Source organism: Vibrio sp. 704 (assembly GCF_033339295.1).
This window is the reverse complement of record NZ_JAWOUH010000004.1, coordinates 117,410-131,981: the sequence shown is the minus strand read 5'-3', so window position 1 is coordinate 131,981 and position 14,572 is coordinate 117,410. Positions and strand designations below refer to the sequence as shown.

The following is a 14,572-nucleotide window of genomic DNA, read 5'->3' as shown; positions in this document are numbered from 1 at the left end:
CCTCATTCATGGGTTTGAACTTTATTTATTTGCCACATTCTACTCAATAACGACAGAATAAAAACCATATAATTAATAAGGCTTAATTTTAGGTTGCTCATTGGCGAGCAATGCAGCACTTCACCACTGCTAACCTCTTAAAATATTTTCATATCGGGGTTTTAATAAAGTAAAAACTTGCTAAAATACTTAGCAAGTCAGCCTTAAAGGCGACATAGCTATAAAAAAACACTGGAAGCAATCGAAAGGTCATCCTTTCAAATCAATGGAGAATCGAGTAATGGCATTTGAACTACCAGCTCTTCCTTACGCGAAAGACGCACTAGAACCACACATCTCAGCAGAGACTCTAGACTACCACCACGGTAAGCACCACAACACTTACGTTGTTAAGCTTAACGGTCTTATCCCTGGTACTGAGTTCGAAGGCAAAACTCTAGAAGAGATCATCAAGACTTCTACTGGTGGCGTATTCAACAACGCAGCGCAAATCTGGAACCACACGTTCTACTGGCACTGTCTTGCTCCAAATGCGGGCGGCGAGCCAACTGGCGCAGTTGCAGACGCAATCAACGCAGCATTCGGTTCTTTTGAAGAATTCAAAGCGAAGTTTACTGATTCAGCAATCAACAACTTCGGTTCTTCATGGACTTGGCTTGTTAAGAAAGCTGATGGCTCTCTAGAGATCGTTAACACTTCTAACGCTGCTACTCCTCTAACAGAAGAAGGTACAACACCACTTCTAACTGTTGACCTATGGGAACACGCGTACTACATCGATTACCGCAACGTACGTCCTGATTACATGAACGGCTTCTGGGCTCTAGTAAACTGGGACTTCGTAGCTGAGAACCTAGCGAAGTAATATACTTCCCCCTAAGTTCAATTTAGTCTTATTCAAAAGCTCGCTATTTAGCGGGCTTTTTTGTTTCGCCTTCCCTAGCACCTTTAAATAATTCCCTCTTTTACTAAAGTTCTTCTTATCCACGCCGTTAAAAGAGCATCGAGCGAGGAACATCATGCAAATTCATACGTTAGACAAAGCTGCAATTATCAACGAACTTCAGTTCGGTAATGGTATTAACCATGCCGTACACGAAGGTCGTCGTGCGGATTTCTCGCTGATTCTGTCTATGTTCTCTAATGATGTTCGCGATGTGGTCCCAGTTGAAGAGGTCCAGGAAGTCATCACCAGTGACAGTATTCTTCGCCAACAATTGGGTTTATCGCAACCTCAAGCTCTTCGTTCTGATAGCAGCAGCTATGAACTCGCAGCTGAACAAGCGAAACAGTTTCACGATGCAGGATTGCCTTCCGCAAAGCTGAGCCATTACCTAAAACCAGATGCGCTGACTTACCTGCCTGAAGACACATTCAACCTACCAGAGGAGGTTTATCACAACCTATCTGGTCATGAGCGACGCAGATTGGGCGAACGCAACAAACAACTGATCCCAGATGCTGGGCTATATAATCAGCTAGTGACGGCTCAACGTCAGCATCAAATTCAAGCTAAAGCATAGAGATCCGCTTTTTATCCAATAGCTTGCAATACCTACACGTCAGAAATGTGACATCTTACAAATTACCGCACAATAGTCCTCACTCGAAAGCGTTAGTTTGAAGCCTTTCACACTGAACCCAACGAATTTCAACCATGCTATTAGCACAAACCACTGGTGTATTGTTTTTCACATATGGATACAGTGAAGGTGCTATGGATATCAAAGAATCAATTATTCTCGTCACGTCTGCAGGTTCGGTTATAGGAAGAACCTGTGCAAATCACTTTGCTCACCTTGGAGCAACGTTGATTCTTTGTGACCAAAATTCTAGCGCTTTGAGAGCGAGCTATGAGCAAATCAGCGCTTTCACTGACAAAGTGTATGCTATGAATGTGTGTAGTGATAACACAACGTCCATTAACTTATTGTTTGACCAGATAGAATCACAGCTACGTGCGACACCAGATGTGATTGTTAATTGCTGGACCAGCTCCCCTATGCCTGGCTTAATGGCGCCAGAACCAATGAGTACTTACATTGATCACTTGTCGTCTGCGGCACGCTTCCTTTATACCTACGGCCAAGTAGGAGCAGAGCGCTTTCGAGCCAGAAACAAGAAAGGCGTCATTGTTAACGTCATTTCTCATGATAACCATGAAGACTTTACGGGAGTTGAAAGCATGGCGGCGTTGGTGTCAGGTTTTACTCACAGCTGGGCAAAAGAACTCACACCATTCAACATTCGAGTGGGCGGCGTTATTCCCTCGGTAAATCATACAAAAGAAGAGCTCAACGATAGGCACTGGGCTGAGATCCAAGACGAACTAGTCCGCAACACAGCATACATCGTCGCGAATGAATACTTCAGTGGCCGAGTAGTTGCGACCGAAGTGTAAGCATACACAGCAACTCTGTTTTCCCAAGCCAGATGTAACTCCTGCACCAAAATAAAAAAAGCCCCAGTCATTTGACTGGGGCTTTAACCTTTTCCCGATTAAGGTTTCGTGCTAGCGAAAACCTTGCTCACTCGATTTTTTAATTACGCGTCAGCTTTTTCTTTCTTTGCTTTAGGTGCTGCTTTTGCTGCTTCTTGGTCTGCTTTCTTCTTGATAACAGTTGTACCTTCGAAAGTTTCGCCTTCAACAAATGCTTTACCGTAGTAAGAAGCCATCAACACACCTTTAAGTTCGCTGATTAGAGGGTAACGTGGGTTCGCACCAGTACATTGGTCATCGAACGCTTCTACCGCTAGCTCATCCAGTTTCGCTACGAAATCTGATTCAGCAACACCTGCCGCTTGGATAGACATTGGGATGTCTAGGTTAACTTTTAGTTCATCCAACCATGCTAGTAGACGTTCAATCTTCTGAGCAGTACGGTCACCTTCTTGGCTTAGGCCTAGGTGGTCAGCAACTTCAGCGTAACGACGACGTGCTTGTGGACGGTCGTATTGAGAGAACGCAGTTTGTTTAGTTGGATTGTCGTTCGCGTTGTAACGTACCACGTTAGAGATAAGTAGTGCGTTAGCTAGGCCATGTGGCAAGTGGAACTCAGCACCCAGTTTGTGAGCCATTGAGTGACAAACACCTAGGAATGCGTTCGCAAATGCAACACCAGCGATAGTAGCTGCGTTGTGTACTTTCTCACGAGCGATTGGGTCATTTGCACCGTTCGCATAGCTTGATGGTAGGTACTCTTTTAGCATCTTAAGTGCTTGAAGAGCTTGGCCATCTGAGTATTCGTTAGCAAGAACAGAAACGTAAGCTTCTAGAGCGTGAGTTACGGCATCGTAACCACCAAATGCTGTTAGAGACTTAGGCATGTTCATTACTAGGTTCGCATCAACGATTGCCATGTTTGGCGTGATTTCGTAGTCAGCTAGTGGGTATTTCGCACCAGTCTTGTCGTCAGTAACAACCGCGAATGGAGTAACTTCTGAACCAGTACCTGAAGTTGTAGTGATACATACAAGCTCAGCTTTTTTACCCATTTTAGGGAACTTGTAGATACGTTTACGGATGTCCATAAAGCGCATTGCTAGTTCTTCAAAGTGAGTTTCTGGGTGCTCGTACATTACCCACATGATTTTCGCTGCATCCATTGGTGAACCACCGCCTAGCGCTAGGATAACGTCAGGTTGGTAGCTAGCCATTTGAGCCGCACCTTTTTCTACTACAGACAGTGTTGGGTCAGCTTCAACATCGAAGAATGTTTGAACTTCCATGCCTTGAGCTTTTAGTAGGCTTACTACGTCATCTGCGTAACCGTTGTTGAATAGGAAACGGTCAGTTACTAGGAATGCACGTTTCTTACCTTCTAGGTCGCCCAGTGCGATTGGAAGGCTACCACGACGGAAGTAGATTGACTTAGGTAGTTTATGCCACAACATGTTTTCAGCTCGCTTCGCTACAGTTTTCTTGTTGATTAGGTGTTTAGGACCTACGTTCTCAGAGATAGAGTTACCACCCCAAGAACCACAACCTAGCGTTAGAGATGGCGCAACGTTGAAGTTGTACAAGTCACCGATACCGCCGTGAGTAGTCGGGATGTTGATTAGGATACGAGCTGTCTTCATCTTGTCACCGAAGTAACGGATACGGTCAGCGTTAGTATCTTGGTTAGTGTAAAGACCAGATGTGTGGCCGATACCACCAATCTCAACCATAGTTACCGCTTGAGCAACCGCGTCTTCGAAGTTGTCAGCACGGAATAGACCTAGAGTTGGAGATAGTTTCTCGTGAGCGAATGCGTCATCGTGAGATACTTTGCCCAGACCTTCACCAACAAGAACTTTAGTGTCTGCTGGAACTTTAACGCCTGCCATTTCAGCGATTGCTGCTGCTGGCTGACCTACGATTTTCGCGTTTAGCGCGCCATCGATAAGAAGCACTTTACGAACTTTATCAGCTTCTGCTTTGCTTAGGACATAAGCTTTGTGAGAAGCAAAACGCTCTTTCACTTCGTCGTATACTTCATCAACTACGATTGCCGCCTGCTCAGAAGCACATACTACACCGTTGTCGAAAGTCTTGGACATAAGGATAGAAGCAACAGCACGTTTGATGTCTGCTGTTTCATCGATAACAACAGGAACGTTACCTGCACCTACACCGATTGCTGGCTTACCAGAAGAGTATGCTGCTTTAACCATGCCTGGACCACCAGTTGCAAGGATAAGCGCGATGTCATCGTGTTTCATTAGAGCGTTTGAAAGCTCAACAGAAGGCTGGTCGATCCAACCGATGATGTCTTTTGGTGCGCCTGCTGCTACTGCTGCATCTAGAACGAGTTTAGCTGCATCGTTAGTTGAGTTTTTCGCACGTGGATGTGGTGAGAAGATGATACCGTTACGAGTCTTCAAAGAGATTAGAGATTTGAAGATCGCTGTAGAAGTTGGGTTAGTCGTTGGTACGATACCGCAGATGATGCCTACAGGCTCAGCGATAGTCATAGTACCTAGGTTGTCATCTTCTTCTAAGATGCCACACGTTTGTTCGTCTTTGTATTTGTTGTAGATAAACTCAGAAGCGAAGTGGTTCTTGATTACTTTATCTTCAACAATACCCATACCAGATTCTTCTACCGCTTGTTGAGCTAGCGGGATACGGGCCTGGTTAGCTGCAAGCGATGCTGCACGAAAGATTTTATCTACTTGCTCTTGAGAGTAAGTAGCGAACTCTTCTTGCGCTTTCTTAACGCGAGCAACCATTGCATCTAGTTCAGCCATATTAGTTACAGGCATAGGGAATCTCCTAAAATTAACAAATATTAAAAACTTTTTACTAAGGCTATTACTTATCGTTTTTACTGTTTATCAGTCACTTAGAAAACAAACGTCTTAGTAAATTGCTTTCAGGACTGAGTATAATATTTCAGAGTGTGAAAAAAATTGACTTGGATCAGTTCTCACCACCTAAATACTACCAAAGTGGTGCCTCATCACACCAAAATGACATAAATAATTGATAAACAAATAAATTAACTTTCATTTTTTATTGAGCAAAAAAGAAGCAAATGGACAAATAAATAAAAGAAACTACAACAACCTGTAAAAAAATTTCATTTTTGACCAACAAAATTACATGTAGGACCAATTCTTTGTGCTACTGAGAGTATATCGAACCGAATACATCTCTCTACAAACCACCTTGGTTTTTATCAAAAATGTGCGAATGTTAACGTTTATGTAAAACAGTGCAATTTATCAGCAACTTTATACGTAACATTTCCTTTCCAGATTAGATACAGTTTATTAAAGAATTAGTTTTTCTCACTTAAATGGCAGGGAATGCGTTAGTTTTTTTCATTTCTTACAACCTAACTTTTGCCTTACATTACGCCCAAATTACCCCTTCTCCTTTTCACTAATGTGAACTTTGATGAGTAAGCAACATGCAAACTTTTGAACTTGCTATCTTCTTGCAGTTTTTTCTCGGTTTGGTCGCCGCAGTAAACCCTGTTGGTATCATGCCTGTGTTTGTGTCACTAACCGGGCATATGACACCAGACGAAAAGCGCAATACGGCAACAACAGCAAATGTGGCTGTTGCGATCATCCTGATCATTTCGCTTTTTGCTGGTCAGTTACTGTTAGACATGTTCAGTATTTCTCTGGATTCGTTTCGTGTCGCTGGCGGGTTGCTATTACTTAGCATCGCATTCTCGATGATGAGCGGTAAACTGGGGGAAGATAAGCAGAACAAACAAGAGAAAACGGAATACGTCAGTCGTGAACAGATTGGTGTGGTCCCTCTTGCAATGCCTTTAATGGCAGGGCCTGGTGCAATCAGTTCGACTATTGTTTATGGTGCACGCTACCCAAGCATGTTCGATACCGTGGGCATTAGTATTACGATTGGTTTGTTCTGCCTTTGTTCATGGCTATTGTTCCGCTCTGCCCCATTGATCGTACGATTTTTAGGTCAAACTGGAATCAACGTCATTACTCGTATCATGGGTTTGATATTGGGCGCGCTTGGCATAGAGTTTATTGCGAATGGCTTACGCAACTTATTTCCAGGATTAGCCTGAGTTTCTATAAAATTGTATGATAGAGCGATTCAACAATGGATCGCTTTGTCATGACGACTGACTCTCTTAAACATACTCTATATGTCACCATTTTTGGTACTCATACCAAAGCTGGTAAAACGTTCGATATTGCTCTCATTATCGCGATCATCAGCTCGTTAATCGTACTGGTGTTAGATTCGATACCCTCCGTTCGGGCCGAGTGGGAAAAAGAGCTGAAGTTTATTGAATACACATTTACTGGCCTATTCACGATTGAATACCTTCTAAGGCTTTATTGCTCTCCTAAACCTGCCGCCTACGCAAAGAGTTTTTATGGTGTCGTCGATTTACTTGCGATTTTGCCCACTTATTTAGCACTCTTCTTCCCATCCGCTTCGTTTATGGGTGTGATCAGGGCGCTGCGAGTGATGCGAATATTCCGCATACTCAAGTTAGTCCGATACCTCCAAGAGTCCAATATCCTCTTACGTTCACTGCTTATGGCGCGCAGAAAGATTTTTATCTTCTTTAGTTCCGTCGCCATTATGGTAACGATTTTCGGCTCGTTGATTTTTATCATTGAAGGACCTGAAAACGGATTTACTAGCATTCCTAAGAGTATTTATTGGGCGATCGTGACCATCACAACGGTTGGGTATGGTGACTTGGTCCCTCAAACAGACCTAGGTAAAGGGCTTGCATCACTCACCATGTTACTGGGTTATTCCATTTTGGCGGTACCTACAGGTATTTTCACTGCCGAACTGCACCAAGAGATGCAATCGCACAAAGTATTGGTGAAATGCCCAAACTGCTCCCACGCAGGGCACGACTCTGACGCAATTTACTGTAAACATTGTGGTAGTGAACTGGCCGATCCAGACAAAAGAGTCGTCCGAACGGAAGACGACGCATGAAAAAAGAGCTCCCTACGGAGCTCTTTTATTTTGTCATCAAATAAAGGATTGATGTGATTATGCTTTCTCAGACAGAATAATTCTCAGAGTACGACGCAATGGCTCCGCAGCACCCCAAAGCAGTTGGTCACCAACAGTGAAAGCATTTAGGAAATCATCACCCATTGCCATCTTACGTAGACGACCCACTGGTACAGACATTGTGCCCGTAACTTTTGCCGGTGTTAGCTCTTGAGCAGTGATGTCACGGTCGTTAGGAATCACTTTCACCCAATCGTTATGAGTGGCGATGATTTCTTCGATTTCGTCCATTGGTACATTTTGTTTAAGCTTGATAGTAAGTGCTTGAGAGTGACAACGCATCGCGCCAATACGCACACAGGTACCGTCAATTGGGACAGGTGAACTTTGAGAACCCAAAATTTTATTCGCCTCGGCGCCCGCTTTCCACTCTTCTTTACTCTGACCATTATCGCGCTTCACATCGATCCATGGGATCAACGAACCAGCTAGTGGCACACCGAATTTATCGGTAGGGAAAGAGCCGCTGCGCATTGTATCCGCAACTTTCTTATCAATATCTAGGATAGAGCTTGATGGGTTTGCAAGTTCAGAGCTCACAGAGTCATTGATAACGCCCATTTGCGAGATCAACTCACGCATATTTTGCGCACCAGCACCAGATGCGGCTTGATAAGTCATTGCGCTTGTCCACTCAACAAGGCCTTTCTCAAATAGACCACCTAGCCCCATTAGCATTAAACTAACCGTACAGTTACCACCGACAAATGTGTTCGTGCCACCGTGGATGCCTTGTTGGATTTGCTTTAAGTTCACTGGATCAAGTGTGATGATCGAATCTTCAGCCATACGTAGCGTAGAGGCCGCGTCAATCCAGTAGCCTTTCCAACCAGCCTGACGAAGTGCAGGGAAAACTTTTTCTGTGTAGCTACCACCTTGACAGGTGATTACCGCATCAAGCTGTTTTAAGCTTTCAATATCATACGCGTCTTGCAGTAAGCCTGCGTCTTTTCCTAAGTTAGGAGCAGGAATACCAACTTGAGAAGTACTGTAGAATACTGGTTCGATTAGGTCGAAGTCTTTCTCTTCAACCATACGCTGCATAAGGACTGAACCAACCATACCGCGCCAACCAACTAAACCAACTCTCATCGTATTAACTCTCCATGTATTAAAAAACCTACCCCATAGTTAATTTTTCACAGCAAAATCTCAACCCCTATTTTGTAAATAAGCGCGTTTTTTAACCTTTTCCTCTGAAAAACCGGGTTACACGAGATTTTTTAGTGTTTGGTTTGCGGTTTTAACCATTTTTCAAGTAGGGAAAGCACTTTAGCCCCCTAATTGGTCTTACCACTCAATGAGAAAATAACACATGAGGCACAATAATTTCACATTACACAACATTTAAAACCAAAAAAGTTAAAACAAACTAACAGTTAATTTCACAAGCAAACGTTTTTACCGACGAACATCAAGATAAAACACCAAATGTTCGAAATATAATTTTTGTTAATGTATGTTATGCGCGATTACAACAAGGAGCGCCTTCCTCTATTGCTCCAAGATTGACAGAGGCACATATGAAGCAAGTTACACCACGCCTACCAAGCTTGATACAGGTATTTATCTCGCTCGGTTTATTTCTCCTGCTGGCATTTTCGTTCACAGCCAAGCTAGACCTACCGATTCAGCTAGCGCTATACATCGGTTGGTTCATTGTCATGATATTGGGCATAAAGCTTGGCCATCAGTATAAAGATCTGGAAAAAGCAGCACTAAATGGCATTTCCAATGGACTTGGAGCCGTTTTAATCCTTTTGGCCGTTGGCGCGCTTGTAGGTACTTGGATCTCTGGTGGTATTGTTCCAACCATTATTTACTACGGCCTTAAAGCAATCCACCCTTCCATCTTTTTGCTCGCGACCATGATCATCTGTTCATTGACTGCGCTAGCAACTGGCACATCTTGGGGTGCGGCTGGCACGGCAGGTATTGCAATGATGGGTATCGGTCAAGGTCTTGGTGTTCCTGCGCCAATCACTGCAGGTGCCGTACTTTCAGGCTGTTACTTTGGTGACAAAATGTCGCCTCTATCGGATTCAGTAATCCTTGCTTCATCTATGTCTAACGTTGAAGTGATGGAACATATTAAAGGCATGTTGCCGATAGCACTCATTAGCTACATTATTACAGGCATTATGTTTACTGCATTTGGCTTCCACTACGCAGGTCAAGTTGACATGAGCCAGGTAGACTCTGTCATTAAAGCGATGGAACAGCAGTTCTACATCACCCCTTACTCATTTGTTCCTGTGATCATCGTATTGTCACTTCTAGCGATGCGTATGCCTTCATTCCCAGTGATCAGTTTTGGTTCTCTGCTAGGTATTATTTGGGCAGTGATGATCCAAGATGTCGATTTCCTAACCGCGTTCAACACGGCTTGGGCTCCGTTTGCAATCTCATCTGGCGTAGATTTCATTGACTCAATCCTTAACCGTGGCGGCATGTCTTCAATGCTTGGGTCGGTAGCGGTTATCGTATTCGGCCTTGGTTTTGGTGGTCTACTAGATAAAGTAGGCGTGCTAGAGACTATCGCGAAGCTGTTTGAAAAACGCGTTCAAAGTGCAGGTTCATTGGCAACAAGCACAATTGGTACGGCCTTTATGGGCAACGTATTTGGTTCAGCGATGTACGTTTCACTTATCCTGACCCCAAAAATCTGTGCGAAGAACTATGACCGTCTAGGCTACAAACGTAAGAATTTGTCTCGTAACGCAGAATTTGGCGGCACGCTAACCTCAGGTATGGTCCCTTGGAGTGACAACGGTATCTACATGGCCAGTATTTTGGGTGTTGCTACACTGTCTTATGCCCCGTTCATGTGGCTGAGTTTTGTATGTATCATCGTAACGATCTTCACTTCTTACATGGGTTGGTTTGTTGATAAGTGCGAACCAACAGCAGAAGCAGTTGAAGAAGCTGAAGGCGAATTAAAGCAGCAAACCGCTTAACTTCGCAGAGATAGGAAGAACCTCCCTTTCGAATTCAATACTAAAAAAGAGCGCTTTAAAGCGCTCTTTTTTTATTTCCAAAACAAATCGTTAGCTTTGTTTGACTGGCGTTTTCACGGCTGCACGCTTCCCAAACCAATAGCCCAAGCCAAGCGGTGCAAAGAATATAACGGCAATGAACAGAATAAAGTAGATGATGGTACTTTTGACAAGTTCAATCAGCTTAATCATTGCGAGATTCACAACCTCTTGCGACACTCGATCCATATCTTGAGCAAACTTCTCGCGCTCATGGGTAATGATCTGTGCGATTTCTTGGCGCTCTCTGGCAACCATCAGCTCTATAGCTTGGCGTTCTTCACCCAACTGAGATAAACGCGCCTCCGTCCTTTGATCGATATCGTCAACCAAAGGTTGTAACTCCAGCGCCATTTGTTCTGCCAAATAACGCATGTACTCTGGGTTGTTATCGATAAAATCCCTCATCGAATCAGCGGTAACTTGCAAACTATTGAGCGCCGCATTGACTTTTTCGATACTGTCAGAGCTATTCAAGGCCAACAACTGCGCTTTCCACGTCATAATTTTTGGTGTCTGCTCTGATACCAGACTTAGACGATCAGAGACATCCCCAAGTGCTTCTGGCATCGTGCCTAGCGTTGTAACGGCTTCCTCTTCGCTAATTTGGTTTGCATCTAACCACCTACGGTAAGCCGGAGTCCTAATCATGCTTAAATCAGCGAATGGATGCTGCTTGGCGAACTCTGCAACAAACGTTTGTGTCTTGATGTATGCTTCTTTCTTCAATAAAGATTGAGCCAGTTTATCTACCTCTTTCGCTAAATAAACGGAAACTAACTTGGCCTCATCAGACGCAAAGAGCTCATTACCAGAAGCGGTAGTAAAGAACTGTTCCATTTGTAGCGTGAAAGTCCATGTATCAATCAGTGCAGCCATTGGGGACACTTGGTATGCAGAAGCTTGGATGCCTTCTTCAGCATTTATCTTCCAAAGTAAAATATAAGATTGATGAACTTTATCATGAGGCTCATATTGTTCGTGTAGTGCGTCTGCTGCTTGCTCAACCTGAGCAAAAAACTGCTGCGCATACTCACGAGTCAAAAGACGCATATTGAGCTCTTGTTTGGTAAGAGGGACGGTTTGACTCTCGATCTTGACTTCGAGCAGGGAGCACCCTGAAAGCATCATAACCAGCCCTATCAACATCATTGAAGACATTCGGCGAACGGACATGAAAACACCTTTAACAAATTGTATAGAACAGGAATAAAGCGAACTAAGTCATATAGTTCGAGCCTTTATTACCTCAACTCTTATGACATTAAGTCAGAGCAATATCAATCTGTTAGCGCTTCTGTTATCTTTTCACTATTGAGAACATTATTAGCAAAAAGTATGGTTTGTTTTAGGACATCATCTAAACATGCCAACTTCTCTTCCGGCACTTTTTGCCCTTGTTTAATCAACAGTTCAATATCACCCGAAATACAGTGCAATGGCATTGCACCTAAACTCCCTGAGACCCCTTTAAGACTGTGTGCGGCTCTTTGCGCTTGCTCTTTATCCTCTTCTAACAGCTGATACATTTTAGTGCCATCGCCAGAGTGGTCCTGAATAAAGACCTCCAGTAACATCCGCACAGCGCCCTCGTCACCAGACAGAGAATCTAACATTTTATTGATATCTATGTACGGCTCACGTTCCACTACTCCCACTTGTGATGAATTCACCTCATTACAACTTTTTTCGTTCATTTGGACGTTTTGAAAATTTTCTGACTGAGCTGAGGGAACAGTGTTAGCTCCATTTTCATCATCGCCAACTTGCTCTGACTTTTTATCATCGGTTCTGGGTAGTGGTATCGGTTGAATCGTTTTTGGGGAGAAGGCTCCCCATGAAATGAGGAAAAGGAGCAAACCACTGATTACAGACAGCCAAACAATAAAAGTCATTAGCTTCTGTTCCAACTGATCATTTATCGAAGTTAACTGGTTCGGGAAATCTGGATTAAGCAGTTGATTAGATAAATAACTGCCCTGTGCCTGAGCAGATAGTGCGCTTGAGGTTTGAGCAAGCTGGCGCTGAAGAGCACTTCGCTCTTCGGGAGAGAGTGCCTCTGATTCAATAAAAAGTCGGTCTAAGTCACGGTAAGTATCGCTATTCGTTGCAGAGTCACTAAAGACAGACTCAAAAACAAGCGCACCTAAGCGATAGTACATTGCCTGAATTTGCTCAGAGTTTTCTGTTCGAGCACGGCTGCTTCGTAACTGTTCAGCTAACGAAACCAATTCACTGTCACTTCTTACAAAAGCTCGAGCACTTTCTAAAAATCGGTCGGTCGTATAAAGCAATTGAGTGATGTCTGGTGTGATTTTCCCTTCAGAAAACTCACTTTCAAGCTGTAAGCGAACTGCATAAGCCAACTGAAGTTTCAGTGAAATTTGGTCGACGTGTTTAACACGGTAAGGCAGATCGAAGTTAAAAAAGTGCCTGACTTCTTCAACTTTACTTCCTAACTCATTTACAGTCGAAATCGTTTGAATCGTTTGTTTGGCTTGCAGCCAAATGCCAAGTGCTAAAACACTCCACAAAACGAACCAGAACCAAACAAACCGCCGTATTCCTTCTTTTAGCTTCAGCAACACTTGCCCCTCGCATATCTCCATTAATTACAAGCATATACTATGGATGTTTCTTATTCACATAAAAAAAGAGAGCCGTTTGCTCTCTTTATTTAACGATATGATTTTAATTGCGACTTAACTGATCTTTTAGATTTGGAGGCGTCCCTTTAATCGTTAAGGTATCCGTTTCTGGATCATAAAAAATACGCTCGCCAAGTAAGAGACTATCGAAGCTAATATTCAAACCACCACCAGCTCCAACAAATTTAGTCAGTTTGCGAACCGTCGCACGATCACCTGGGAAAGACTCTTCAAGTTCGTACCCTTGCTCTTTGGTGAAATCCATAAAGCTCGTGCCATCTTGGCTTTGAGGAAGCTCTCCGGAAAGTTCTGAGATTTGAACTTCATCACCGGATTTAATTTGCTCATTGCAGTAGTCGTAAACTTGTTTCTTGTACTCGTTCACTTCTTGCTTTTCTAGCTTCGAGTCAGCACAAAAATCATCCACCGCCTGCATCAACACTAAGTTTTGTTGTTTAGTATCTAAGCCAATATCCGCTTGCAGAAAATCTAGGAAGAAGTCCGCCACTTTACGGCCAACGCGTCCTTTAATGTATTGCAGATAACGATTGGATTCCTTGTCGGTCTCGTAGCTCGACAGGTCGATGCGTGCGGCAATATCCATTTTGGTGATATCTAAGTAATCTGTCGCACTGATGTCCAAACCTTCGGTCACTTTTAAACTTTGATTCATTGGTAAGATACCGATGAACAAGTAGTCCGTTGCTAAACTCTGATACTCAGCGAAAACCAAGATACCTTCATCCGCAAATGGGTACTTAATCAACTCTTCTTTCAAGCGATTTGCACTAATTTGTGAGAAGTCGTAAAAATCTCGCTCTCCTTTGCGCATTTCTTGAAGCCAAAATTGAAATTCGCTGTCTGACTGGAAAGCGCCAAAACCTTTACCAGCTTTAGAATGGAATACTCGGTGAAGCTCAGCGACTAAGTTTTCTGTAGATGCATCGTTCTCTAATGATGCTGGACGAAAGTTTACAACCAGCTCGTCCTGATCGTTTTTGCACAGTTGATGCAGAATAACGTTTGAAAGATGAAGACTCATAGTGATTTTATCTTGCTACAAGGTTTTAGTTGATGGGCATTGTAGGTTATCATAAGCCGCTTTTACTATCATTATTAGAGTCTTTATGCCGATTACATCTAAATATACTGACGAGCAAGTAGAAAAAATTCTTGCTGAAGTAGCAACAGTTCTTGAAAAACACGCTGCTTCTCCTGAGTTGACGCTAATGATTGCCGGAAATATCGCAACCAATGTCTTAAATCAACGTGTTGCTGCTTCACAACGCAAAGCGATTGCTGAAAAATTTGCTCAGGCGCTGATGTCTTCTTTAGAAACACCAAAAACACACTAATCACGGACAATAGAACAC

General features: G+C 43.3%; 12 protein-coding genes. 7 read left to right on the top strand and 5 right to left on the bottom strand.

Going from position 1 to position 14,572, the window contains the following annotated elements; genetic code table 11:
- Nucleotides 1–280: 280 nt before the first annotated feature.
- The 3 genes from sodB (at nucleotide 281) to R7R24_RS08800 (ending at nucleotide 2,401) form a co-directional block, all read left to right on the top strand.
- Nucleotides 281–865: a superoxide dismutase [Fe] gene (sodB, locus tag R7R24_RS08810; protein ID WP_005396533.1), complete on the top strand. Its 585-nt coding sequence runs from the start codon at nucleotides 281–283 to the stop codon at nucleotides 863–865.
- A gap of 154 nt (nucleotides 866–1,019) precedes the next feature.
- A complete protein-coding gene (locus R7R24_RS08805) occupies nucleotides 1,020–1,523 on the top strand; it encodes a VC2046/SO_2500 family protein (protein WP_033907342.1) in 504 nt (167 codons plus the stop codon).
- Nucleotides 1,524–1,657: 134 nt separating this feature from the next.
- Complete coding sequence (locus R7R24_RS08800) at nucleotides 1,658–2,401, top strand: SDR family oxidoreductase (protein ID WP_054577632.1); 744 nt, start codon at nucleotides 1,658–1,660, stop codon at nucleotides 2,399–2,401.
- A gap of 143 nt (nucleotides 2,402–2,544) precedes the next feature.
- Here R7R24_RS08800 and adhE read toward each other — a convergent pair whose 3' ends face one another.
- Nucleotides 2,545–5,247: a bifunctional acetaldehyde-CoA/alcohol dehydrogenase gene (gene adhE / locus R7R24_RS08795; RefSeq protein WP_054577631.1), complete on the bottom strand. Its 2,703-nt coding sequence runs from the start codon at nucleotides 5,245–5,247 to the stop codon at nucleotides 2,545–2,547.
- 650 nt (nucleotides 5,248–5,897) lie between these two features.
- On the opposite strand from adhE, the gene R7R24_RS08790 reads away from it, so the two are divergent.
- Together R7R24_RS08790 and R7R24_RS08785 are read left to right on the top strand one after the other, a co-directional pair.
- The gene (locus R7R24_RS08790) at nucleotides 5,898–6,536 is read left to right on the top strand and encodes a YchE family NAAT transporter (protein ID WP_005380729.1); all 639 of its coding nucleotides are present in this window, start codon (nucleotides 5,898–5,900) and stop codon (nucleotides 6,534–6,536) included.
- Nucleotides 6,537–6,571: 35 nt separating this feature from the next.
- Entirely contained in the window at nucleotides 6,572–7,435 is an 864-nt protein-coding gene (locus R7R24_RS08785) for an ion transporter (protein WP_005380728.1), read from the top strand.
- A gap of 57 nt (nucleotides 7,436–7,492) precedes the next feature.
- On the opposite strand, the gene asd is transcribed toward R7R24_RS08785, so the two are convergent.
- On the bottom strand, nucleotides 7,493–8,608 hold the full coding sequence (asd, locus tag R7R24_RS08780; protein WP_005380727.1) for an aspartate-semialdehyde dehydrogenase: 1,116 nt from the start codon (nucleotides 8,606–8,608) through the stop codon (nucleotides 7,493–7,495).
- A gap of 431 nt (nucleotides 8,609–9,039) precedes the next feature.
- On the opposite strand from asd, the gene nhaC reads away from it, so the two are divergent.
- Entirely contained in the window at nucleotides 9,040–10,473 is a 1,434-nt protein-coding gene (gene nhaC, locus R7R24_RS08775) for a Na+/H+ antiporter NhaC (RefSeq protein WP_005380726.1), read from the top strand.
- A gap of 90 nt (nucleotides 10,474–10,563) precedes the next feature.
- Here nhaC and R7R24_RS08770 read toward each other — a convergent pair whose 3' ends face one another.
- The 3 genes from R7R24_RS08770 to yejK form a co-directional block, all read right to left on the bottom strand.
- Nucleotides 10,564–11,727, bottom strand: coding sequence for a hypothetical protein (locus R7R24_RS08770; protein WP_054577630.1), 1,164 nt, complete (start codon nucleotides 11,725–11,727; stop codon nucleotides 10,564–10,566).
- Nucleotides 11,728–11,831: 104 nt separating this feature from the next.
- A complete protein-coding gene (locus R7R24_RS08765) occupies nucleotides 11,832–13,160 on the bottom strand; it encodes an Hpt domain-containing protein (protein ID WP_054577629.1) in 1,329 nt (442 codons plus the stop codon).
- Between the two features lie 82 nt (nucleotides 13,161–13,242).
- Entirely contained in the window at nucleotides 13,243–14,241 is a 999-nt protein-coding gene (gene yejK / locus R7R24_RS08760) for a nucleoid-associated protein YejK (RefSeq protein WP_005380723.1), read from the bottom strand.
- An 85-nt stretch (nucleotides 14,242–14,326) separates the two neighbouring features.
- On the opposite strand from yejK, the gene R7R24_RS08755 reads away from it, so the two are divergent.
- Nucleotides 14,327–14,554, top strand: coding sequence for a YejL family protein (locus R7R24_RS08755; RefSeq protein ID WP_005380722.1), 228 nt, complete (start codon nucleotides 14,327–14,329; stop codon nucleotides 14,552–14,554).
- Nucleotides 14,555–14,572 lie beyond the last annotated feature (18 nt).

Bases quoted from the DNA above. Each gene is read 5' to 3' on its own strand.
- sodB (WP_005396533.1), top strand. From the start codon at position 281: ATGGCATTTGAACTACCAGCTCTTCCTTACGCGAAAGACGCACTAGAA.
- R7R24_RS08805 (WP_033907342.1), top strand. From the start codon at position 1,020: ATGCAAATTCATACGTTAGACAAAGCTGCAATTATCAACGAACTTCAG.
- R7R24_RS08800 (WP_054577632.1), top strand. From the start codon at position 1,658: ATGCTATTAGCACAAACCACTGGTGTATTGTTTTTCACATATGGATAC.
- adhE (WP_054577631.1), bottom strand. From the start codon at position 5,247: ATGCCTGTAACTAATATGGCTGAACTAGATGCAATGGTTGCTCGCGTT.
- R7R24_RS08790 (WP_005380729.1), top strand. From the start codon at position 5,898: ATGCAAACTTTTGAACTTGCTATCTTCTTGCAGTTTTTTCTCGGTTTG.
- R7R24_RS08785 (WP_005380728.1), top strand. From the start codon at position 6,572: ATGGATCGCTTTGTCATGACGACTGACTCTCTTAAACATACTCTATAT.
- asd (WP_005380727.1), bottom strand. From the start codon at position 8,608: ATGAGAGTTGGTTTAGTTGGTTGGCGCGGTATGGTTGGTTCAGTCCTT.
- nhaC (WP_005380726.1), top strand. From the start codon at position 9,040: ATGAAGCAAGTTACACCACGCCTACCAAGCTTGATACAGGTATTTATC.
- R7R24_RS08770 (WP_054577630.1), bottom strand. From the start codon at position 11,727: ATGTCCGTTCGCCGAATGTCTTCAATGATGTTGATAGGGCTGGTTATG.
- R7R24_RS08765 (WP_054577629.1), bottom strand. From the start codon at position 13,160: ATGGAGATATGCGAGGGGCAAGTGTTGCTGAAGCTAAAAGAAGGAATA.
- yejK (WP_005380723.1), bottom strand. From the start codon at position 14,241: ATGAGTCTTCATCTTTCAAACGTTATTCTGCATCAACTGTGCAAAAAC.
- R7R24_RS08755 (WP_005380722.1), top strand. From the start codon at position 14,327: ATGCCGATTACATCTAAATATACTGACGAGCAAGTAGAAAAAATTCTT.